The sequence below is a fragment of the Streptomyces sp. NPDC046349 genome (assembly GCF_055587885.1).
The window spans coordinates 98,934-121,270 of sequence record NZ_JBVJFK010000004.1 but is presented as its reverse complement, the minus strand read 5'-3'; the positions used below and the strand labels follow the sequence as shown (position 1 = coordinate 121,270).

Here is a 22,337-nt window from a genome sequence, read left to right as displayed (position 1 = left end):
TTCACTGACCGCTACCGGTTGCCTTCCGCCAGGCTTCCGACCGTGCGGTATCGTCCAGAGCCGCAGGTCATCAGGTGGGGGTGGGAGTCCTGTATCCGCATGAGGCGGACAGGATCAGAAGGGGGCTGCGTGGCATTCGAGTTCCGTGTTCTCGGGCCGATCACGGCATGGCGCGACGGACTCGCAGTCAGGCTCAACGGGCGCAAGACGAGATCGGTGCTGGCAGCGCTGCTGCTCCGCTCCGAGCACGTCGTCCCGGTGGAACGACTCATCGCGATCCTGTGGGGGGAATCGCCGCCGCCGACCGCCGTGGCCCAGATCCAGAAGTGCGTGTCCCAGCTGCGGGGCGAGTTCGGGCCAGAGTTGATCATTCGCTCGGGCAACGGCTACCGCCTCCAGCTCGGTGAGCACCGGTTCGACCTGAGGGCCTTCGACCAAGCCGTCGCGGACGCGAGGGCAGCGCTCGGGCAGGACCGCCGACTCGACGCGGTGGAGGCGTTCTGCGCCGGTCTCGCCCAGTGGCGGGGGGAGCCACTGGCCGACGGTACGGAGGAGCTGATCCGGACCGAGTCGCCGGCGCTCGAGGAGCGCCGGATCGGCGTCGTCATGGAGCGCATCGAGGCGGAGCTCGCCCTGGGCCGCCACGGCGAACTCGTCAGCGAGCTGAAGGCGCTCGTCGGTGAGCAGCCGCTGCGGGAACGGCTGCGCGGTCAGCTGATGCTGGCCCTCTACCGCTGCGGCCGGGTGGCCGACGCACTGGCGGTCTACCAGGCCGGGCGCACCCTGATCGCCGAGGAGCTCGGTCTGGAACCGGGGGGCGAGCTCCAACGGCTCCACGAGGCGATCCTGGTGGGCGGCCCCGGCCTCGACCTGCCCCGCAAGGCCCCTGCCGCCGAGGAGGCACCCGAGCGGGTCTGGTCTCCCATCGCCCAGGTGGTGCCCGCCCAGCTTCCGCCTTCGATAGCCGACTTCACGGGGCGTGCCGAGCAGGTCGGCCGCATCCGCGAGACGCTGACGACGGGCGACAAGGAATCACTGGCGCTCGTCGCCCTTTCGGGCAAGGGCGGCGTCGGCAAATCCACCCTCGCGGTGCAGGCCGCGCGCCGAGTGGCCGAGCAGTTCCCCGACGGTCAGCTGTACATACGCCTGCGCACAGCCGACGCCCGGCCGCTGGATCCCCTGGTGGCGCTCAAACGCTTCCTGCGCGCGCTCGGTGTCGGGGAGGAGGGCATCCCGGACGACCTGGAGGAGTGCAGCGAGCTCTTCCGCAGCCGGACCGCCTCGTCCCGGATGCTCATCCTGCTCGACGACGCCGTCAGCGAGGCGCAGGTGAGACCGCTGCTCCCCGGCTCGCCCAGCTGCGTCGTGCTGATCACCAGCCGGCCCCGGCTCGCCGGACTGGAATCCGCCACCCACGTCGACCTCGACGTGTTCAACGCGGAGGAGTCCGGGGCCCTGATCGAACGGATCGCCGGACGCCGCCTCGTCGGCGACGAGGCCACTGCGGCGGAGGTCGCCCGGCTGTGCGGCTACCTTCCGCTGGCCGTCCGGATCGCGGCCGCGCGGCTCGCCCAGCACTCCCAGGGCGGCATCACCCGGTTCGCCCGCCGCCTCGCCGACGAGCGGCGGCGACTGGACGTGCTGGTCTCCGGCGACCTCGAGGTGCGGGCGACGCTCGCGACCGGCTACCAGGAGCTGGAGCCGCGCGAGCGTGAGGCGTTCTGCCTGCTGGGGCTGATCGACACACCGGACTTCGCTTCCTGGTTACTCGCCCCGCTGCTGCGCATCACCATCGACGAGGCCGAGGACCTGATCGAGGAACTCGTCAGCACCCAGCTCCTCGACGTCGTCGGATGCGACGCCGCCGGTCAGACCCGCTACCGGTACCACAACCTGGTCCGCCTCTACGCCAAGGAGCGCGCCCAGGCCGAGTACTCGCCCGCGCAGTGCCGGGAAGCGCTCTCCAGGGTGCTGGACGGGTGGCTCACCCTGTCCACCACGGCCGCGCAGCGCATCACCGGTGCGCGGTCCCGGCAGTGGCCGGCGGCGGAGCAGGGTGCCACGCACCGCTACGACGGTTTCGACCGCTCCGACGTCGACTACATCGTCGAGGACCCCTACCTCTGGTTCGAGGCCGAGCGCCCGGCACTGGCGTCCGCGGTCGCGATGGCCTGCTCGAACGGATTCGGCCGGATCGCCTGGGAACTGGCGGACAGCACCACCGACTTCCTGGAGCTGCGACACCTCTACGATGACTGGGAGGCCAGCCACCGGCTCGCCCTGGCAGCGGCCGAAGCCGACGCCGACACCGTCGGTGTCGGCGTCATGTCCCTGCGGCTGGCCGCCCTGCGGTGCATCCGCCGGGACCCGGAGGCCGGCCTGGAACTCGCGGACCGGGCGGGCGCCGTCTTCGAGGAGCTGGGCCTCGGCGCCCTGGAGAGCGAGTGCCGGGTGATCCGTGCCGGGGCGCTGCGCGCGCTCGGCCGGCTGGGGCCGGCCCTCACCGAGGTGACCCGGGCCGCCGAGTCCGCACTGGCCTCCTCCAGTGGGCTCGCGCAGGTGCTGGCCGCCCGCGAGCTGGGCACGATCCGTTACGAGCAGAGGCGCTGGGAGCTGTCGTCGGCCGCCTTCCAGGAGGCGGTCCGGCTCAGCAGGCTGACCGGCAACCGGCGTGAGGAAGCCCTCGCGCTGCGGCACTGGGCCGTCGTACTGCGCCACCGCGGGGAGCTCCAGGAGGCGCGGGAGAAGGCGGAGACGGCCCTCGCGGCGTTCCACGAGCTGGGGGACCGCCCCTACGAGGCGTTCAGCGGACTCACCCTCGGCCTGAGCCTGCTGGAGCTGCGCGACCCGTCCGCCCGGCGGTTCATCGAGGAGGGACACGCCGTCCTGCGGGACATGAACCTGGAGTTCGGCATGGGCGAGCTCTTCTACGTGCTCGCCTCCCTCGAACTCGCCGACGGCGACATCGACCGGGCCGTCGACCGGCTGGCCCAGTCCATCCGGTGGCTGGGCACGGAGCCCGTCCACCACGTGCTGCTCTCCGCCGTCGAGTTGCTCTGCCGGGCACTGGATGCCGGGGACCCGGCGGCGGGCCGGGTCCTGCGCACGGAACTCGCCGAACTGTCCGCCTGCGTCGGCACACGGGCACCCGCCCACCGCCTCGATTCGATCCTCGCCCAGGTTGCACGCAGAGTGACCGGAAGGAATCCGGTAGTGACTCTGCCTAGAGTTCCGGTTCTGCAACCGCTCCACTGACCACGGAAACGGACGGCGATCATCGTGAAGAAGACCACCATCCACGTCGACCCACGCGAGATGGCGGAAAGCAGGAGATCGGGCACGGACGTCATCGGCGTGCGCAGGACTCTTGCGGCGGAAGGACTCTGAGACCGACCGGAGGGCTGCTCGGCACATGCGTGTGACTCTGGTGAACATGCCGTGGGCTTCCTTGGACACGCCGTCCCTCGCGCTGGGGATCCTGCATTCCGTCGGCCGCTCGCACCGGGCGGACGTGGAGACGGTGAACGCCAACCTGGACTTCTACGACTGGGCGGCGGAAGCGATCGGACTGAGGGTCGAGGACTACGAGTTCTTCGCCAGTCACGCGTACTTCGAAGGCTACGGGGACTGGGTGTTCTCCAGTGCCCTCCACGGAGTACCGGCGTGGCGGGTCTGTGAGTTCGAGGACCGGATGGCGTCGGGCCTCAGCCCGCACCTGCGGGCCGTGTGCCTGGCCCTGCACGAGGCGTCCGCGCGGTTCGTCGAGGAACTGGCCGTGAAGATCGCCGACACCCGTCCGGACCTGGTGGGATTCACCACCACGTTCCAGCAGAACACCGCCGCCCTGGCCACGGCCGCGGCGGTCAAAAGGCTGTCGCCGGGGACCGCCACGGTCCTCGGCGGCGCCAACTGCGACGGACCGCAGGGGGAGGCGCTGCACCGCAACTTCCCCGCCGTCGACTACGTCGTGCGCGGCGAGGCCGAGCGGGCGTTTCCCATGCTGCTCGAAGCGGTCCGCGGGGAGGTGGAGCCGGGGACGATCCCGGGACTGTGCTGGCGCGGGGACGACGGCACGCACCGGGCGAACGCGATGGCCCGGTTCCCCCTGCCGCCCGGAGAGTTGAAGCAGCCGGACTACCGGCCCTACTTCACCCGGGTGCAGGAATCGGCGGCCCGCTCCAGGATCGAGCCGAAGCTGGTGCTGGAGGGCTCGCGCGGGTGTTGGTGGGGCGAGAAGCACCACTGCACGTTCTGCGGGCTCAACGGATCGTCGATGGCCTTCCGCAGCAAGGCCCCCGAGACGTTCGTGAACGAGATCGTGGAACAGGCCCGGCTGCACCAGGTGCTCGACGTCCTCGTCGTGGACAACATCCTCGACATGGGGTACCTGCGCAGCGTGATGCCCGCTCTGATCGAGACGGGCCACGACCTCCGCTTCCACTACGAGATCAAGTCGAACCTCCGCTACCGCCATCTGCAGACGCTCGCCGACGCCGGCCTCGTACAGGTCCAGCCCGGGATCGAGAGCCTCAGCAGCCGGGTCCTGCGCCTGATGGACAAGGGCGTCACCGGCTGCCAGAACGTGCGCCACCTGCGGGACGCCCAGTCCGCCGGCCTCTGGGCCACGTGGAACTACCTCTACGGCTTCCCCGGCGAGAAGGAGAGCGACTACACCGAGGTGATCAGGCAGTTCCCCGCCCTCACCCACCTCACCCCGCCCGACGGTGTCACCCGCATCGAGATCGAGCGGTTCAGCCCCTATTTCGACCGTCCGGAACTCGGCTTCTCGCCGCTGCGGCCCGCTTCGCACTACGCCGTGGTGTACGACCTGCCGGAGGCGGAGCTGTACGACCTGGCCTACCTCTTCGACGCCCCGCACGCCGGCATCGGCGAAACCCTCGCGAAGCGGCTCGACGCCGCCGTCGAGCGGTGGCGCGACCAGCACCTGCACAGCAGCCTCACCCGCTACGACATCGGATCGCGAATCGTCCTGACCAACCGGCGGGAAGGCTTCGACTGGACGACGAGGAGCATCACGGACCCGGTCGAGGTGTCCGCGTTCCGGCTCCTGGAGGACCCGCGGAGCGTCCAGTCGCTGACCCACCGGCTCAGCGCCAGGTTCCCCACCAGCGTCTCCCCGGCCCGCGTCGCCGAACTGCTCGCGCAGTGGAGCCAGGACGGGCTTCTCTACGAGGACGCCGACCGGTACGTCCACGTCGTGCCGCTGGGCACCAACGCGGAGCTGACCCGGCTCGGCGGCTCGGCCCCGGACCTGACCCGGGACTTCGCACGGGCCCCGGGCCCCGGCTTTGAGGACCCCCTGTGATGACTGCCCGCAAGCCGGTGATCGACCTCTGGCGTGACTACCGGGACCACGCGCGGACGCTCCCGGGCATGCACCTCGGCAGCGTCGCCGTCTCCGACGCCTCCGCGGACGCGGCGCGCACCGCCCGAGAGCTGTACCGGACGGGCGTGCGCAGGGCCGAGTTCAGCACTCTCGTGGACCTGTCCGCCGCGGCCGAGCCTATCTGCGCCGTACGGGTCCTGGACCTGGTCCGGGAGCTGACCGCCTGGGGCGTCGTCGTCGACTGGCGCGTGCGGCTGCCCGATGCGGGGACGTGCGCGGGCGGCCCGTCGGCGTCCACGCTCAGCCACCTCTACCCGCCGTCCCGGATCGAGGGACCGGCCGGCGCGGCGGAACTGCGATCGACCTGGGCCGAGGGCTTCTTCCTGGGCAAGTGCGTCGTCCGCCACGGACCCGGCTTCCTGGAGATCCGCGACCACCGGCCCGGTGTGCTGAACAGGATCGTGATCGACGAGCCGGAGTACCTCGCCGCGGTGGAGGCGGTTCGGGCGGACCCGTCGGCCGACGGCGTCAGCCCCTCCGTCCGCGGCGATCTCGCGGCGGAGTCCCTCCTGCTCGCCGTCGGCGACCTCTGGTGGTGGGCGCCCCACCGCCCCCACCGATGGCCGCAGCCGCCCTTCCGGGTGTGACCCCGGCGGGACGGCCGGCGCTCGCGGCCCCCCAACGCTCAGAACACGGGCAGGGCGCCGAGCGTCGTGCCGTCCAGGAGGAACACGCGGTTCGCGTCTGCCGTGATCCAGTAGCGGGTCGGGTTCTTGATGATGCGGAAGACCCAGGGCGTCCGGTTCTCGGACGAGAGGTCGACGACGTTGATGCCCGCCTCCGTCCTGTTGACGGTGACCGACCACATGCCGTTGCCCTGCACGACGAGCGGGCTGGGCGGGTCGCACTCGAGGAGACCTCCGTAGTTCCAGTCCGTTCCCCGGCCGGTCCGGAGGTCCAGGCGGAGGGGGAGCGTCAGAACCGTCGCGTACACGTGGTCGCCGTGGATGGTCGGAGGGCCCCAGAAGACCGGGGTGCCGTTCGGCGGCTTGGGGTTCTCGGCCGTCCAGAGCTCCTTGCCGTCGACGACGTCGACGACGGTGAGGTTCTTGCCGGTCACGCACAGGGTGCGGCCCGACACGGCGACCTTGGCCCGGCCGTCGTCGGACTGCTTGCGTCGGTCCCACACGGTGCGGCCGTCGGCCGTGTCGAGGGCGACGACGGTACCGTCCGCCGCCGTGACGACGAGCCGGCCCTGGGCCGCCAGGCCGCGGGAGGCGGCCTCCTTGCCGAGGTCCGCGTCGACGCCGACGGTCCAGCGGACCTTGGCATCGGACCGGCCGATGCTGCGCACCCGGCCCCGGTCGGTGATCACATAGACGGCCTCGTCGTCCGCAGCCAGGAGGGAGGCCGCCTCGGCGGGGGCCGTCCACTTCGGCTCGCCGGTCGAGGCGACGAAGGTCACGAGGGTGCCGTCGCGGTCGGCTGCCGCCACCAGCCGGTCGGACAGGGACAGGTAGCGTTTGGCGGCCACGACCTTCCCGGCCGACCACCGGGGGGTGCCGTCGACGACGCTGCGCGCGGCGATGCCGCCCTTCGGCGCTCCGACGATGACGACGTCCCGTACGGGGAGGGGAGCGGGCGTGTCCTCCGCGACGGCCGAGGAGACGCTCCACAGCGGCCCGGGTGTCTCGCCGAGAACGTAGTCGCCCTTCTTCGCGTCCAGGACCTTGGCCGTCGGGGTCCGTACCGCGGGCGGGATGTCGAAGGGGCCGGAACGGTTCGCCACGATCCACCACGCCGCGGTGCCGCCGCCGGCCGCCAGCACGGATCCGCCGACGGCAAGGCCCGTCAGCAGGCGCCGACGCGAGACGGAGCGCGGCGCGCTCCCGCCCGGCACGGTGGTCAGCCGGTGGAGGCTGTGCTCCCTGGTCGTGATGTCCTGCGCGATCGCTCCCCGCCGCCAGGCCCGTTCGGCGCCCCGGGGCGGGGCGGACGACCGGGCGATCAGGTCCGGCAGGGGCCGCGACGCCGGGTCCCTGGCCAGGAGCGGGGCGATCAGCGGGCGGAGGGCCGGCGGCACGCGGTCCAGGCGCGGCTCGCCGTGCACGACCTCGTACTGCACGGCCGCGACGTGCGATCCCTCGTACGCATGGGCCCCGCTCGCCGCGAACACCAGGACGGCCCCCAGGGAGAAGACGTCGGCCGGCGGACCGACCCGCTGCCCGAGGACCTGCTCGGGCGCGCCGTACCCCGGGGTGACCGGGACCTGGCCCGTGGCGGTGAGGGTGAGGCCGTGTTCGGGGCGGGCGATGCCGAAGTCGATGACGCGGGGGCCGGTCGCGGTGAGCACGATGTTGTTGGGCTTCAGGTCCCGGTGGACGAGGCCGACGGCGTGGATGTCGTGCAGCGCGCCGGCGAGCGCGGCCGCCAGGGCCCGTACGGTCGGCTCGTCCAGCGGGCCGTGGGAGCGCACCGCCTCGGCGAGCGTGGGCCCGGTCAGGAACTCGGTGGCGATCCACGGGCGTCCGCCCTCCGTGCGGGTGTCCAGGACGCGGGCCACGGACCCGCTCTCGACGGCCCGGGCCATCCGGGCCTCGCGGACGAACCGCTGGGTGAGGTTCGGGTCGTGCGCCAGGTGGGGGTGCAGCACCTTCACCGCGGCCGCGTGCCCTTCGCCGTCCTGACCGACGTAGACCTTGCCCATGCCGCCTTCGCCGAGGACGGCGAGGATGCGGTAGGGGCCCAGCCGCAGCGGGTCTCCGGATTCCAGGGGCTTCATCGTGTGGGCTTTCCGTGAGCTCAGGACAGGGGGTACGCGGCGACGTATTCGCCGCCGATGGCGATGAGCCGCTTGGCGGCCGGGTCGGCGAAGTACCGTGCCCTGGCGGCCTTGAAGGGACGGCTGACGGCGCCGGTCCGGATGTCGGCGGCCATGAGGGCGGCGGAGGCCGCGGAGTAGGCGTACACGTACGAGATCCCTACCGCGGGCGGGGTGGCCAGGTCCTCGGCGGTGACCGTGCGGGTCTTCTCCGCCCACCGCAGAACGCCGGTCGTGGCGTCGAGCGCGACCATGCCGCGGTTCTCCTCGACCGCGTACACCACGCCGTCCTTGACGGCCGGCGGGCCGAACCGTGCCGTCGGGGTCGCGCCCGCGAAACGCCAGGCCGCCTTGCCGTCGGTGAGGCGGAGCGCGGCCAGTTCCCCGGACGCCGGGTAGACGTGCCGGTCGTCCACGGCCAGGTGGGCCCGGTTCAGGACCGGCTGCGGGCTCTGGAGCGGCTTGTCCCACAGCGCCCTGCCCGTCAGGGCGTCGTGCACGACGAGGCGCGGCTCGCGCTCTGCGGACTGCTGGACGAGGGCCAGGTGCCCGCCCACGGCCCGGGCGGACAGGAAGTGCAGGTGGGGGGAGCCTTCGGGGCGGGCGGGCAGCGGGACCTCCCAGACCTTGCCGCCGGAACGGGCGTCGATCTTCAGCAGGAACCACGTCTGGTCCTTGCCGAAGCCGTCGCGGTTGTGGCTGCCGCGGCCTCCCACCAGGTAGACGGCATCGGTGCTCGCGCAGAGCACCTGTGTTCCGTAGAGGATCGCCCGCAGGTCCTTGAGCACGCTGAAGGGGGCGTTGAGCTTCCCGGTGGCCGTGTCGACCGTGGAGACGCGGAGCGGGTCGGCCTCGTCGAGGGTGTAGTCGGCGGCGTAGACCTTCGTCCCGTCGGTGCCGGTGCGACGCATGAAGTAGACGCCGGGATCGGTCCACTTGGCCGCTCCCGTCGCGGGATCGAGGCCCTTGACGCCGTACTCGCCGACGACGAGGAGCCCGTCCAGGGTGAGCGGGGCGGGCGGGATGAGCGGGTCGGCGTAGCTCACGGGCTCCTGCCAGAGGAGGTCCCACGCGGGGCCCGTGGCGGGGGCCGCAGCCGGCTTCGGAGCGGTGGCGCCCGCACGGTCGAACCAGGCCCAGGCGCCGCCTCCGACCGTGGCCGCCCCGAGCACGGAGCCCCCGCCGAGGACCAGGAGCCGGCGGCGGGACAGGACGGACGGGGACGGTGACGGCGGCTGAGCGCTGCTCGGGTGGGTCGCGGCGAGGCCGTGTCCCGGTGGGGGCGGCAGGCGGTGGGGCGCGTCGTTCCAGACGCCGCCGGCGCGGCGGGCGATCTCCGTGAGCAGCGCTTCGGGGAGCCGCTCGGCGAAGCCGCCCTCCCCGGTGCGCAGCCGGGCGGCGAGCTCCTCGGTGGTGGGCCGGTCGGCCGGGTCCTTGGCGAGGCAGTGCGCCAGGACGGGTAGCAGGGCCGGCGGAACGCCGGTGAGGTCGGGGTCGGCGTAGCGGACGCGGTAGACGAGGTCGGCGTGGGCTCCGGTGCCGAAGGGGCCGTGGCCGGTCGCCGCGTAGGTGAGGACGCCGGCGAGGGCGAAGACGTCACCGGCGGATGTGTGTTCCTGGCCGGTCGCCTGCTCAGGGGACATGAAGGCGGGCGTGCCCGCGGCGGTGCCGGTCCGCGTGAGGTGGTCGTCGCCGAGGGCGCGGGCGATGCCGAAGTCGATGACCTTGGGGCCCTCGGCCGTGATCATGATGTTGGAGGGCTTCAGGTCGCGGTGGACGACGTCCGAGGCGTGGAGCTGCGCCAGGGCCGCGCACAGGGCGGCTCCCAGGGCGCGCAGCGCAGGCTCGGGCAGGGGTCCTGCCAGGGATATGGCCTCGTCGAGGGGCGGGCCGAGGACGTACTCGGTGGCCAGCCAGGGGGTGTCGGCGAGCGGGTCGGCGTCGAAGACCCGGGCGCCGTGGACGGGGCCCATGACGCGGGCCGCGTCCGCCTCGAGGCGGAAGCGGGTGCGGGCGGCGGGATCGGTGGCGGTGCGGGCGTGCATCGTCTTCAGCGCCACCGTCCGGCCGGTGGCCGAGCGGGCGAGGTAGACGGTGCCCATGCCGCCGCTGCCCAGGCGGGCGATCAGGCGGTGGCCGCCCAGCGCGTGCGGGTCGTCGTGTGCGAGGGGGAAGAGCATCAGCGGTCGATCCGGTGAGCAGGAACGGGGAGTTCGGTCGCGAGGACCCGTGCCGACTGGCGTGCGAGAGCGACGACGACGCCTGCCGGGAGCGGGCTCGGGAGCGGGCTCGGGGTCGCGGTCGGGGTCGTGGCCGGGGTCGTGGTGTCCAGGACGGTCGCCTCGTGCGCTGTTTTCGCGCCCGCGGGCGACTCCAGGACGCCGAGCAGCTCGTACGCCTGCGGCCGCCGCGCGGGGTCGCGGGAGAGGCAGTCCGTGACCGGTTCGCGCAGGAAGTCGGGCAGTTCGTCGCGTTCGGGGACGGTGTGGCCGGTGGCGGCGTAGGCGAGTACCGCCCCCAGCGCGTACACGTCGCCCGGGGGGCGGGGCCGGCCCCCGGCCGCCTGCTCCGGGGCGAGACTGCCGGAGTCGAGCCCCGGCAGGCCGCTGCGCCGCCGGCCGTCGGGAGCCGCGGCCCGCACCGCGCCGGAGCAGCTCAGGCGGGGGCCGTCGGCGGTGAGCAGTACGGCGGCGGGGGACAGGCCCGCGTGCGTGACGCCCTGCGCGTGGGCGGTGGCCAGCGTCCGGGCGAGGGCCGCGCCGAGGGCCCGTACGACCGGGTCGGGCAGGGGCCCGCCATGGGCGCGCAGGGCGGCGGGCAGGGGGAGGGCGGGCTCGTACGGGGCCGTGCACCAGGGCAGTTCCGCGCCGCCGCCGACCTCGCCGACCGGCAGGAAGCCCGGTACGGAGAGCCGGCGGGCGCCTTCCGCCTCGATGGCCCAGCGGGTCGGATCGGTGTCGGGGCGGGGGAGCCGGGCGAGGAACGTGCGGTCGCCGTCGGCGCTCCGGACGACGAAGCGCCGTTCGGCGGCGGTGTGTTCGGGCTCGTCGTCGAGCCGGCCCAAGGTGATGAGGGGCCCGATCTCCGGAGGGTCGTCGTGGCGCAGCGGTTCCACCGGTGGATCTCCCCCTGTCTGTGTCGATCTACGGCCACCCTACGTGGGGAACTCGCCGCACCAGTTGCGGCCCAGGAGGGCAGCGGGCAGGTACTCGGACCCGACCTCGACCGGGATGCCCGCGTCGTGGGCGATGCAGGCCATGGCGAGCGGTGCGAGGGCGACGAGGCCCCTGGCGTCGTTGGCTCGGGCTCGCCTCGCTGCTCCAGTGATCCTTGTGCCACTGCAAGGCGGTGGCGAGGCCTGGTTGAAGCCGGACTGGTTGTTGCGGAGATCCGGTGGAGCATCTCCATCGGCGGGTACGCCGGCCGTCCGGCCGTATCGGGGTCGCGGGGCGACCTCCGGTGCGGTGCCGTCCACCGCCGCCACGAGCTTCCGGCTGAGCTCCGGACCACCGGTCCCACAGGTCCGAAGGGTGTCGGTCCAGGCGAAGACGTGGTCGTCGGCGCGACCGTTCTCCCCGGCACCCTCTTCCGCGTGCTCCGTGGGAAAAGGGTGGCGGATGACGGTGGAGCCCCCTGTGCCTTCCCTGACGTAACACGCCACTTGGCCCGCGGAGCACCGGCCCGTGGGGCGGGCCGGCTACGCGTCGAACTCGCCGCGCCAGGCGAAGTCGAGAAGGGCTTCGGGGAGATAGTCGGTCTGGATCTCGACCGGGATGCCGTTGGCCTTGGCCAGGCAGGCGATCGCCAGCGGGGCGATGGCCACGACGCCCAGGATGTTGTGCGCGCGGTCCTCGTCGGCGGTCCAGTACTCCTTGTGCCACCGGACGGCGTCGGCCAGGGCCTCGTTGAAGCCGGCGGCGTCGTTGCGCAGGTACCGGTAGAGCATCATGATCGGCGGGTACCGGAGCTTGCCCATCTCCTCCGCGTCGATGACGCGTGCCTGATCGGGAGCGCTCAGGTCCACGGCGCGCACCAAGTGCGTGCGCAGGTCGTCACGGCGGAGCCAGAAGCTCTGGAGGGTCTCCACCCAGGCGTAGGTGTATTCGTCCAGGGCTCCGCCGAAGTCGCGCAGCAGGGACACGGGCACCCGGGCCAGCATGTCGAGGCGGGCCGCTTCGCGGGTGATGACGGCGAGGTAGAAGGCGTCGAGCCAGGTGTCCGCGTTGAGGTAGGTCTGTGGTCCGGTGGTGGCGAGGTGGCGTTCCTCCTGCCGGATCTTGCAGGTGACCGTCTCCCGGTCGGGGTCGGCGGCGGCGAAGACGGCGGAGTGCACCTGCATGGCCAGCAGCCAGGACTCCCAGGTCTCCAGCATGACGGAACCGGGGTCCCCCACGGTGCGGACGAGAGCGACGTTCAGCGACTCCATGACGGCATCCGACCTGGAGTTGTGCGAGGTCTCGATCCCCTCCAGCGCTTCGGACAGCGACTCCTCCATGACGGGAACCACCGCCGCCATCTTGTCCTTCTGATAGTCCTGGCGAGGCACGATCACGGACGCTGTCTCCTTTGTCATATCTTGAAGAATTCGAGGACGGCCCCAGCGTACTTACCGCCGCCGTCGGTGGCCTTGACCATGGCGTACTCGAGGTTTCCGTTGTCCAGAGCCGTCTTGAGCTCCTTGGCGAGTTCGGCGTTCGTCCACACCTTGCCCGCGGCATCGGTCACTTCCAGGTCAGGCCGGCGCTTCATCTCGGCGATGATCGTCCGCAGGTAGGGCTCGGTTCCCTGCTTGACCATGAAGCCCTTGGCCGGACCGAAGCCCTTGCGCCACAGGAGACCGGACGAGGGCGCCTTCGCCTCGATGACCATCAGCTTGCCGTCCGGGCGGCGGTACAGCTGGTCGAACATGTTGGCGCCGTTGGGCGTCTTGGGCAGCGGCTGTTCCACCGAGCCGGGGAACTTCTCCGGGACCACGTGCTGCCGCGCCGCCTCCTCACCCAGGCGTTCCGAGAACGAGGTGTTGTTCGAGGTGCCCTCGCCCCACCGCTCGGTCATGCGCGTGTCGAAACGCTCCTGCGCTTTGGCCAGTTCGGCCAGCGTCTCGGCGGTGGGGGCGTTCTTGTGCGCACGCTCGGCGTTGGCGAGGTCAACCGAGACCTTGCGGTCCCGGGCGACGTCGTCGAGGTGGTCAATGGCGGGGTGGGTCTCGTCGCGGACGAACGGGTCCTTGCCGAACCTGGTCTCGGAGCCGGCGGACGGGAGGCTGTTCTTCGAGATCCAGGCCCCGTCGCTGTCCTTGGCGAGGATGGGCAGCTCGACCCCGTCGATCTTGGTCTGGATGCTGTGGCGGTGTCCGTCCACCCGGTAGTACTGCTCGAACCATGCCTTGTCGTCATTGGCCTTCTGCACGAACTCGTCCTGCTTGGCCTTGACCTGCTCCGGCGTCAGCTGCTGCCCGGCCACCGGGGGAGTCGGCTGGCCGTCCTGACCGCCCGCCGGGTTTGTCCCGTCGCCCGCGCCCCGGGCCGCGTCGTCGCCCAGGTTCGGGATGTCGTCGAAGCCGTTGGGGCCGCGGCCGCCCAGCGGATCGTGCGTGCCGCCGGTGCCGCCGGGGCCGTCGCCGTGGGCGGCTCCGGAGCCCGGGCCGTCCGCGTGGGTGCCGGCCGTGGACGGGGTGTCCGCGTGGGTGCCGCCGGTCGGGGACGGGGTGTCGCCGCCGCGGGACGGGGGGTTGAGGTCATTGCGCGGCATGTTGTCGGGGGCGTGGCCGCCCGGGGTGTGGTCGCCGCCGCGGCCGCCGACGCCCGCCAGCTCGTGCTCGGGGACCCGGACCGGGGTGGCGTCGACGCCGCGCGGGGTGTTGTCGATCGCGTGGATCGGGTCGGAGATGTCGGAGCCGAGGCGTATGGCGTCGTCGCCGCCGCGGCCGCCGACGCCGGCGAGTTCGAGTTCCGGGACCCTGACCGTGGCCGGGGTGTCGACCTTCGGCGTCTCGACGCGGGGGACGTTCGCGTTCGGCTCCTTCGGGGAGTCCTTGCCGGCCTGGGAGAGTGAGCCGTCCGCCTCGTAGATGTTGCCCTTGGGGTCCATGAACTGCGCCGGGCCGTCCACGGGGAGTTTGACCGTGCCCGGGGGGAACGTGGTGGTGCCCTCGGGCAGTTTGATGTTGCCGTCGGGGAGTTTCGTCGCGCCGTCCGGGACGGCCGTGCCCGACGGGAGGTGGATCGCGCCGTCGGGGAGGTGGACGGCTCCCTCGGGGAGGGCGATCGCGCCGTCGAGGTTGATGTTCGGGACCTGGACCTGGCCCATGCCCTTCAGGCCGGCCATCACGTCGCCGATCTTCGAGAAGCCCGCGCCCGCGCCCTTGAAGATGTACGTCATCGGGTCGATCGCGTGGCCCGCCTTGCCCGCGAAGGACAGGGTCTTCGCGACCGCGCCGGCCTTGCCCGCACCGGAGACGGCGCCGCCCGCGCCGCCGGTGAAGATCGTGGTCACGACGTTGAAGGTGACCGCGCCCGCCGCGCGGGACGGGTTGGAGCCCCACTGGTCCCATGCCAGGAGCGCCTTGCCGGTCTCCTTCATCGCCGTACGGGAGTCCCGCAGCCACGAGGGCAGCTTGTCGTCCGGCGCGGACAGGAACAGCGGCCCGACACCCGGGATCGACGAGATCGCAAGACCGGTGCCCAGCTTGGCCAGACCCGTCCAGGACTGCTTGAACACGTCCCAGCCCTGGAGGCCCACCAGGCCGCCCAGACCCTTGAGGGTGCCCCACACACCGTCGACGACGACGCCCTTGCCGAACTCCCAGGCGTGCTCCCACACCTGCCACGCCGGGATGGACTCCTCCACCGCGTCGCCCCAGGGCAGGGACTTCGACTGCTTCATCGCCTCGGCGTCGTAGCCGTACATGTCCTTGGCGTTGGAGCCGTCGTTCACCCGCAGCGGCTTGCCGCCGACCAGCGCGACGATCTTGGCGTGGGCGGCCCGTTCCACTTCCTGGAACTGGGCCCACACCTCGGCGATCTCGTTGCGGCGCTCGAGGTTCTCGTCGATCAGGTCGCCGTCTTCACGCCACTTGTCCTCCTTGGAGACCTTCGTGCGGAACGCGGCCGCCTCCGCCTTCAGGCTCTCCAGCTTCTTGACGATGGGCGCGGCGTCGCGCGAGTACGTGCCCAGCGCGCCGGCGATCGTGCACATGTCGGAGCTGAGCTTCAGGCCCAGGTCCGAGACGGGCTTCGTCGTCGCGAAGAGCTGGTCCGCCTCCGGTGCCTGGTAGAAGGCCTGGAGGCCGCCGAAGCTGGTGTGGACGTCCGAAGCCTTCGTCGACACGGTGGCACCGCCCGACGAGATCAGCTTCACCTTCTCGTCCAGCGTCGCCAGATTGCCCGTGAAGACCGGCACCTCAGCCGGATCGACCGGCGCGTCCCCGCTCACTTCTTGCCCCCGGTCTTCTCACGCAGGATGTCGAGGTTCACCGACCTGGCGGCGTCCTGGGCGGCCTTCGCCTGGTCCAGGTCGCCCTCCAGGTACTCGTTCGTCGCCGCGACCGCGCCGAGGATGCACGCCTCGATCCGCTCGGCCATCGACTTGAACTCCGGCTTGCGGGCGGTCAGGTACTCGCCCAGTGCGGCCGCGACCGGCCCCATCGCCTTCTGGCTGAGCGGCGGAGCACCCACGGGAACCGGCCCCTGCAGTTTCGTCTCCGCCTGCGAGCCGGGGACGGCCGTCCCCGCGGCCTGCGCCGCCTCCGACATGGCTGTGAGCAGCGCGTTCAACGCCTTCTCCAACTCGCCGGCGTTCCCGCCGACCGTCTTCAAATGGCCCTGCACACCTTGCGGCTTGATGTCCCACGACGTCATGGACGACCTACCCCCGTGTCCCCGACTTCCCTACCGACCCGCTGAAACGATTCCGCTCAGCCGATGTTGTCGACTGCGGCCTTCGCGCGCTGGAGCGTCTGGCGCGCCGTCGCGTCGTTCTTCTCCAGCGTCGTGTTCAGCAGCTGGATGATGTTCTTGACCTCCTGCGAGGCGTTCTTCCAGCGCAGTTCCTTGGCGTGGTAGTCGTCCGCCACGCCGTCCGCCGCGAAGTCCGACATCGCCGCGGCCACCTGCGCCTCACGCGCCGCGATGACCTGCTCCAGCTGGCCGATCACCGCCTTGATACCGCCCTGCGCCTCCGTCGAGGCGCCCACGTCGTACGCGCGACGGTCCGTCCCACCTGCACCCATGACAACCCACACTCCCCGTGAAGAAGAATCGGAAGAAGACCCGGTGAAGACCGGTACCCGGCCCGCCTAGCGGCCGCGGAAGCGGGCGGCGTCGAAGTTCGCCGAACCCTGCGTCTGCCGCGCGTTCTCGCCCTGCTCCTGGTCACCCGACCCGAACGCCTGCTCCATGCCCGACTGACCGCCCAGGATCGCCGCCAGCGAGGCGTTCAGCTCCTTCGCGATCCCGTCCGCACGCAGCTTGAACGAGTCGAACGCCACCTTGCCCTGCCCCTGGAACTTGCCCTCCAGCGGCTGCGCCGCGATCACCAGCTGCTTGACCAGCGCACCCAGGTCGGTGTTCGAGTTGCGCGAACCCGACATCAGGTTCGTCAGAACCTGGGTCCCCATGTCGAACTTCATCCCACACTCCCCCGCACTCTCGACAGCTCAAAAACCAGTCATCAGTATGACCGGTTCTATCAACATACATCGCAGCTGCAACTAGCAACGAGCCAGTTGTGACTTACTCATGACAAACCGCCAGGCATCTTCACGATCCCTTCAGATGCCTCGTCAGCCGCTCGAATTCCGCCCACCCCGTCAGGTCCGACGGATCCCCCGGCAGCGGGTAGTAGTAGCCCGGGCGCGACTTGGGCCCCAGCCGCACCGGCTGTTCGGCCAGCGGCGTGCGCCGGGCCCGGTCGTCGGGCATGCCGCGGACCTCCTCCGATCCCAGGACGAAGGCCAGCGGCACCCCCGGCCCCTCGAAGCGCGGCGGTACCAGCAGATCGCGGCGGGCTTTGCGGAGCTGTACGAGCATCGACTGCAGGCGGTGGCGGGTGACGAGGGCCTCCGCGACCCGGGTCAGGGCGTCCAGAGGCGGCTGCTCGCCCTCGCCGTAACCGAGCGCCATCGTCACGGTCTCCTCGACGCCCGCCTTCGTACGGCTGACCCGCACCGTCGCCAGACCGGGCCGCTCCGGGCTTCCCACCACCACGAACCAGGTCGGCTCGGGGGCCCGGGCGAACGCGACGTCGGTCAGCCGGCCCGGCGACCAGGGCAGGTTGGCGGGCTCGGCCGTGCCCCAGCCCGCCGGAGGGGCGCCCGTCAGCTCGCGCCACACCGTCTCCAGGGCCCCGCCGAGGACCAGCCGGTCGTCCGCGGGGTGGATGGTGCGGAAGGTGATGGCCAGCTGCCGCTGCGCCGTCTCCGCGACCTCCCGGTACGAGGCGGCCACCGCGGTCCGCGGGTCGTCCTCGGTGGCGTCCGGCGCGACGACCGTGGCGAACATGCCCTCCTGCCAGCGCAGCACCGCGCCCGAGAGGCCGTCGTAGTAGCCGTCCCGCTGGTCCTGCACGACCCACCGCGAGGGCCAGTCCGGCATGTTGGCCAGCACCGCCGGGGACAACACCGTCCCGGGCGGGGTCACGATCTGCAGGCCCCGCTCGGCCGCGGCGGCCGCCCGGAAGGCGTCGGACAGCCAGGCCGTCATCGCGACGACCGGGCGGTCCATGATGACCACGGCGACATTCCGGGTCAGCACGTCGACGGCGGGCTGCGCCGCCGCCGGCGTCGGCGCCACGCTGATCCCGTCGCTCTCCACCACCGCCACCGACCGCGCGGCCTCCGGGGGCCAGGCGCTCCCCGAGGCCAGCGAGGCCAGACGGGCCGCGAAGGTGCCCGCCAGGCGCTCGGCCTCGGGGACGCCGGTGGTGGCGCGGGCCTCGGTCCACCAGTAGGGCACCCGCGGCGGAGTGGCCCCGAGCAGCCGCTCCGCCTCCCCCTCGACCTGCACCAGCAAGGGCGCCTCGACCGAGACGAGCGGCCGCCCCTGCTCGTCGCAGAGCTGCACCACCGCCCCCTCGCCGGCCGTGTCCACCAGCTTGTCGGGGCCCCCGGAGAGCAGGCCGGCGAGCACCGTCCAGGGGGCGGGCATCTGCTGGGTCAGGGCGATGACGTCCTTGGTCATGTGGTCCGGCGGCCCTTCACTCGGCTGCGTACACGGTCTGGATCAGGCGGTTGGACTGGCCCCTGCGGACGAGGACGCCGCGGCCGGCCGGGTGCTGGGCGGCGTACACCCCGGGGAAGAGCTGGCCCTCGCTGCGGTCGCCGGCCATGACGACCGCCGAGGCCCCCGATTCGCGCAGGCCCTGCACCAGCGGCTCGTACATGCCGCGCGAAGCGCCCGCGACGCGGCGGGTCAGCACGAAGTGCAGGCCGATGTCCGCCGCCGACGGGATGTAGGGGACGAACGGGGCCAGCGGCGACTGTCCCGCGGTGGTCAGCACGTCGTAGTCGTCGACGAGGACCACGATCCGCGGGCCGCCGCCCCAGCTGCCCGGCTCCAGGTCCTCCAGCGGGGCGCTGTCGTCGGGCATCCGCCGCTCCAGCTCGGTGGCGATGCCGGCGGCCAGCCCGGCGCACATCTTGGCGTTGTAGGCGTAGCCGCCGTTGAACTCCTCCGGGACCACTCCGCGCAGGCTGCGCCGCGGGTCCATGATCGCGAAGACCAGCTCGTCCTCGCCGTAGCGTTCGATGAGGCCGCCGGCGATGGTCTTGAGCAGGTTCGTCTTGCCGCACTCGCTGTCGCCCATCACCAGCAGGTGCTGGTCGTGGTGGAACAGGTCCAGCAGTACGGGCGCCAGCGCGGTCTGGTCGAGGCCGATCGGCACCCGCTTCGGCTCGGCGACCGGCCCCGGCAGCAGGTGCGGCTCAAGGACGTGCGGGAGCACCCGCACCGGCTGGGCGGCGTCGCCGCTCCAGGTGGCGCGGATCGTGCGGGCCGTGCGCTCCAGCACCGCCCCCAGCTCCGAGGTGTCGCGGAGGCCGTCCGTGCGGGGCAGCGCCACCTGCGCGAAGAGCTTGCCGTCGGTGAGGACGCGGCCCGGCTCGTCCGGCGAGAGGGTCTCGGCGAGCTTGCGCTCGATGCTGGACTCGCTGGGGTCGTTGAGGCGCAGCTCGACGCGGGTGCCGAAGTTCGACTGGGTGGCGATGCGGACGTCGTTCCAGCGGAGCATGCCCGCGACGACGTGGATGCCGTAGCCGCCGCCGCGCTTGAGGATGTCGACGACGGCGTCGTCGAGCTCCTCGAAGTCGTCGCGCAGCGCGCCGAACCCGTCGATGACCAGGACGATCTCGGCGGAGGCCAGCTGCGGCAGCCGGCCGGCCGCGTGCAGGGTGCGCAGTTGCTCGACGGAGTCGATGCCGTGCTCGCGGAAGAGGTCCTCGCGCAGGGCGAGCATGGTGCGCACCTCTTCGACGGTGCGGGCCGCGCGCTCGCGGTCGGCGCGTCCCGCGACACCGCCCACGTGCGGCAGCCCGGACAGGGCCTGGAGGCCGCCGCCGACCAGGTCGAGTCCGTAGACGCCGACCTCCTGCGGGGTGTGGGTCAGGGCGAGCGAGAGGACCAGGGTCCTCAGCAGGGTGGTCTTGCCGGACTGCGGGCCGCCGATGACGGCGACGTGGCCGCCCGCGACGGTGAGGTCGAGGTACCACCGGCCCTGCCACTGCTTCGTCGGGTCGTCGAGCAGGCCGAGCGGCACCACGAGCCGGTCGCGGCGGGCGGTGAGCTGCATTCCGCGCACGCCCACGTCGAGGGGCCCGGCGACGGAGTCCAGGGAGATCGCGTCGGGCAGCGGGGGCAGCCAGATGCGCCGCACCGGTCCGGCGGCGTGCTGCAGCTGCTCGACGATGACGCCCATCTCGGTGGGACCGGTCTCGCGGCGGCGCGCCGAGGGCTCCTGTCCGCCCGTGCTCTCCGGCTCGGACAGGGAGTTGAAGGCGCCGTACTCCAGAGCGAGCGGGCCGCTGTCCTCGTCCTCGGAGCGCTGGACGGGACCCCGGTAGCCGCCTGAGACGTAGCTCGCCTTGAAGCGCTCGTAGTGGCTGGTGTCGACCTTGAGGTAGCCGAACCCGGGCAGCGGCGGGAGGTGGAAGGCGTCGGTGGTGTCCAGGACGGTGCGGGACTCGTCGGCGGAGAAGGTGCGCAGGCCCAGTCGGTACGACAGGTAGGTGTCCAGGCCCTTGAGCTTGCCGCCCTCGATGCGCTGGCTGGAGAGCAGCAGGTGTACGCCGATGGACCGGCCGATGCGGCCGATGGACAGGAACAGGTCGATGAAGTCGGGCTTGGCGGTGAGCAGTTCGCCGAACTCGTCGATGACGACGAACAGGTGCGGGAGCGGGTCCAGGTCGGGCCGGCGGTCGGCGCGCAGCGCGGCGTAGTCGCCGATGTCGGCGACGTTGCCCGCGTCCTTGAGGACCTGCTGGCGCCGCTTGACCTCACCGGCCAGGGAGGCGTGGACGCGCTCGACGAGACCGGCCTGGTTCTCCAGGTTGGTGATGACTCCGGCGACGTGCGGGAGGTCGGCGAACGGTGCGAAGGTCGCGCCGCCCTTGTAGTCGACGAGGACCAGGGCGAGGTCCTCCGGCGGGTGCGTGGCCACCAGGGCGAGGACGAGGGTGCGCAGCAGCTCGGACTTCCCGGAACCGGTCGCGCCGACGCACAGGCCGTGCGGGCCCATGCCCAGTTCGGAGGACTCCTTCAGGTCGAGCAGCACGGGTTCGCGGGCGTCGCTGATGCCGATGGGGACGCGCAGGAAGGCGCGTTCGCCGCGCGGGGCCCACAGGCTCGCCAGGTCGAGGCGGGCCACGTCGTCGATGCCGAGCAGGTCGGCGAAGTCGACCGGCCCGGACAGCGGGGCGTCGATGAGGGACTCGGCGGACAGGCGCAGCGGCGCGAGCATCCGGGCCAGGCCCTCGGCGAAGGGGATGCCGACCTCGTCCACGGTGCCGTGGGCGCTGATGGGCTCGTCCTGGCGCAGGTCCTCGATGAGTACCCGGTCGCCGTCGACGGTGATCCGTACGCCGACGTGGCCGGGTTCCTGGATGCGCTGGTCGAGCAGGTGGAGGACGGTGACGCCCATCTCGCGCAGGCCGACCGCGTCGTCCGGGCGCGCCAGTTCGACGGCGTCCTCACCGTGTCCGTCGGTCACGACGAGCAGTCGGGACGTCATGGACAGGGCGTCCTTGCCGGACAGCCCCCGGCGGACCTCGGCGGCGTAGGAGGCGCGGCGGCGCAGTTCCGGGCCGATCTGCCGGGCGAGCTGGTCGGTGGAGGGGGCGATGCGGCGGGCTGCCACGGGGCCGTCGAGCTGCTCGGTGTCGAGGAGGTGCGGCATCCACTTGGCCCACTCCCAGTCGGGGAGCCGGTCGCCGGGCACGGCCAGTGCGATCGCCACGTCGTCGGGTGCGTGCATGGCGGCGGCCTGCACCAGCAGGGCGCGTGCGACGCGCAGGCAGTCCTCGCGGGGGCCGATGACGCTGACGTTGCCGATGCGGTCCAGCGGCACGGTGAGCGGGAGCTCGGTTCCGTTGCGGAAGCGGGCCGTGAGCGCCGAGGCCTCGTTCAGCATGAACTGGTCGGGCGGGGTGAGGACAGTGGAGCCCTGCTGGCCGATCTGCAGGTCGCGGACCGGCATCTCGCCGGTGCCGACGCGCACGCGCAGGAAGTCGCCGTCGGTGCGTCGCCGTTCCCACAGCCGGGCCGGGTCGCGGACGATGTCGTACAGGGCGTGCGGCGGCGGGTTGAGCACGTCGGCGTGCTCGCCGCGTGTGCGTTCCTCGGCGGAGAGCTCCTCGCGCAGGTCCTCCAGGTAGGCGAGGTAGGCCTCGCGCTGGGTGCGGCGGGTGCGCTGGGCCTTGCCGCGCTGGGAGAAGACGAGCGCGACCGAGCCCACGATGGTGACCACGAGGATCAGGGCGCCGAGTGCGGCGAACTGGCTGTTGCGGACGACCGTCATCATCACGACGGACGACATGACGCCGGCCACGGGCAGCAGCGACATCGCGATGCTGCCCGCCTTGCCCTCCGGGAGGTTGGGCGGGGCCTCGATGGTGCGCGCCTCGGGGGGCGCCGGCGGCCTGACGGTCCGCGCCGGGCGGTGGATCAGTCGGGTACTCAT

General features: G+C 72.2%; 14 protein-coding genes. 3 read left to right on the top strand and 11 right to left on the bottom strand.

Translation table 11 applies throughout. The annotated features are described in order from the left end of the window. Positions 1–129 precede the first annotated feature (129 nt). The 3 genes from ACZ6JS_RS10550 to ACZ6JS_RS10540 all read left to right on the top strand — a co-directional run bounded on the left by ACZ6JS_RS10550 (position 130) and on the right by ACZ6JS_RS10540 (position 5,994). On the top strand, positions 130–3,255 hold the full coding sequence (locus ACZ6JS_RS10550) for an AfsR/SARP family transcriptional regulator (protein ID WP_469297266.1): 3,126 nt from the start codon (positions 130–132) through the stop codon (positions 3,253–3,255). Positions 3,256–3,412: 157 nt separating this feature from the next. Next, positions 3,413–5,326, top strand: a complete 1,914-nt coding sequence (locus ACZ6JS_RS10545; protein ID WP_469297265.1) for a RiPP maturation radical SAM C-methyltransferase — start codon at positions 3,413–3,415, stop codon at positions 5,324–5,326. Continuing rightward, the gene (locus ACZ6JS_RS10540) at positions 5,326–5,994 is read left to right on the top strand and encodes a DUF5825 family protein (RefSeq protein WP_469297264.1); all 669 of its coding nucleotides are present in this window, start codon (positions 5,326–5,328) and stop codon (positions 5,992–5,994) included. The genes ACZ6JS_RS10545 and ACZ6JS_RS10540 overlap by 1 nt, the downstream gene beginning before the upstream one ends. A gap of 38 nt (positions 5,995–6,032) precedes the next feature. Here ACZ6JS_RS10540 and ACZ6JS_RS10535 read toward each other — a convergent pair whose 3' ends face one another. The 11 genes from ACZ6JS_RS10535 to eccCa form a co-directional block, all read right to left on the bottom strand. Then, positions 6,033–8,129 carry a protein kinase domain-containing protein gene (locus ACZ6JS_RS10535; RefSeq protein WP_469297263.1) on the bottom strand — a complete coding sequence of 699 codons (2,097 nt, stop codon included), beginning with the start codon at positions 8,127–8,129 and terminating at the stop codon, positions 6,033–6,035. 20 nt (positions 8,130–8,149) lie between these two features. Beyond that, the gene (locus ACZ6JS_RS10530) at positions 8,150–10,348 is read right to left on the bottom strand and encodes a protein kinase domain-containing protein (protein WP_469297262.1); all 2,199 of its coding nucleotides are present in this window, start codon (positions 10,346–10,348) and stop codon (positions 8,150–8,152) included. Then, on the bottom strand, positions 10,348–11,283 hold the full coding sequence (locus tag ACZ6JS_RS10525; RefSeq protein WP_469297261.1) for a protein kinase family protein: 936 nt from the start codon (positions 11,281–11,283) through the stop codon (positions 10,348–10,350). Before ACZ6JS_RS10525 ends, ACZ6JS_RS10530 begins: the two co-directional genes overlap by 1 nt. Before the next feature lie 39 nt (positions 11,284–11,322). Further along, entirely contained in the window at positions 11,323–11,829 is a 507-nt protein-coding gene (locus ACZ6JS_RS10520) for an immunity 49 family protein (RefSeq protein ID WP_469297260.1), read from the bottom strand. Positions 11,830–11,865: 36 nt separating this feature from the next. Beyond that, positions 11,866–12,720 (bottom strand): immunity 49 family protein, encoded by an 855-nt coding sequence (locus ACZ6JS_RS10515; RefSeq protein WP_469297259.1) that lies wholly within the window; start codon positions 12,718–12,720, stop codon positions 11,866–11,868. A gap of 17 nt (positions 12,721–12,737) precedes the next feature. After that, positions 12,738–15,602 carry a hypothetical protein gene (locus tag ACZ6JS_RS10510; protein WP_469297258.1) on the bottom strand — a complete coding sequence of 955 codons (2,865 nt, stop codon included), beginning with the start codon at positions 15,600–15,602 and terminating at the stop codon, positions 12,738–12,740. Further along, positions 15,599–16,027: a DUF6507 family protein gene (locus tag ACZ6JS_RS10505; protein ID WP_469297257.1), complete on the bottom strand. Its 429-nt coding sequence runs from the start codon at positions 16,025–16,027 to the stop codon at positions 15,599–15,601. Before ACZ6JS_RS10505 ends, ACZ6JS_RS10510 begins: the two co-directional genes overlap by 4 nt. A gap of 56 nt (positions 16,028–16,083) precedes the next feature. Then, the gene (locus tag ACZ6JS_RS10500) at positions 16,084–16,398 is read right to left on the bottom strand and encodes a pore-forming ESAT-6 family protein (RefSeq protein ID WP_031147707.1); all 315 of its coding nucleotides are present in this window, start codon (positions 16,396–16,398) and stop codon (positions 16,084–16,086) included. 66 nt (positions 16,399–16,464) lie between these two features. Continuing rightward, positions 16,465–16,797 carry a hypothetical protein gene (locus ACZ6JS_RS10495; RefSeq protein ID WP_469297256.1) on the bottom strand — a complete coding sequence of 111 codons (333 nt, stop codon included), beginning with the start codon at positions 16,795–16,797 and terminating at the stop codon, positions 16,465–16,467. Positions 16,798–16,927: 130 nt separating this feature from the next. Further along, entirely contained in the window at positions 16,928–18,346 is a 1,419-nt protein-coding gene (locus tag ACZ6JS_RS10490; protein WP_469297255.1) for a DUF6177 family protein, read from the bottom strand. A 16-nt stretch (positions 18,347–18,362) separates the two neighbouring features. Next, a complete protein-coding gene (gene eccCa, locus ACZ6JS_RS10485) occupies positions 18,363–22,337 on the bottom strand; it encodes a type VII secretion protein EccCa (protein WP_469297254.1) in 3,975 nt (1,324 codons plus the stop codon).

What these genes read in the sequence shown, in the direction of transcription:
- ACZ6JS_RS10490 (WP_469297255.1), bottom strand. Translation starts at nt 18,346, where the DNA reads ATGACCAAGGACGTCATCGCCCTGACCCAGCAGATGCCCGCCCCCTGG.
- ACZ6JS_RS10505 (WP_469297257.1), bottom strand. Translation starts at nt 16,027, where the DNA reads ATGACGTCGTGGGACATCAAGCCGCAAGGTGTGCAGGGCCATTTGAAG.
- ACZ6JS_RS10530 (WP_469297262.1), bottom strand. Translation starts at nt 10,348, where the DNA reads ATGCTCTTCCCCCTCGCACACGACGACCCGCACGCGCTGGGCGGCCAC.
- eccCa (WP_469297254.1), bottom strand. Translation starts at nt 22,337, where the DNA reads ATGAGTACCCGACTGATCCACCGCCCGGCGCGGACCGTCAGGCCGCCG.
- ACZ6JS_RS10535 (WP_469297263.1), bottom strand. Translation starts at nt 8,129, where the DNA reads ATGAAGCCCCTGGAATCCGGAGACCCGCTGCGGCTGGGCCCCTACCGC.
- ACZ6JS_RS10545 (WP_469297265.1), top strand. Translation starts at nt 3,413, where the DNA reads ATGCGTGTGACTCTGGTGAACATGCCGTGGGCTTCCTTGGACACGCCG.
- ACZ6JS_RS10540 (WP_469297264.1), top strand. Translation starts at nt 5,326, where the DNA reads ATGACTGCCCGCAAGCCGGTGATCGACCTCTGGCGTGACTACCGGGAC.
- ACZ6JS_RS10500 (WP_031147707.1), bottom strand. Translation starts at nt 16,398, where the DNA reads ATGGGTGCAGGTGGGACGGACCGTCGCGCGTACGACGTGGGCGCCTCG.
- ACZ6JS_RS10495 (WP_469297256.1), bottom strand. Translation starts at nt 16,797, where the DNA reads ATGAAGTTCGACATGGGGACCCAGGTTCTGACGAACCTGATGTCGGGT.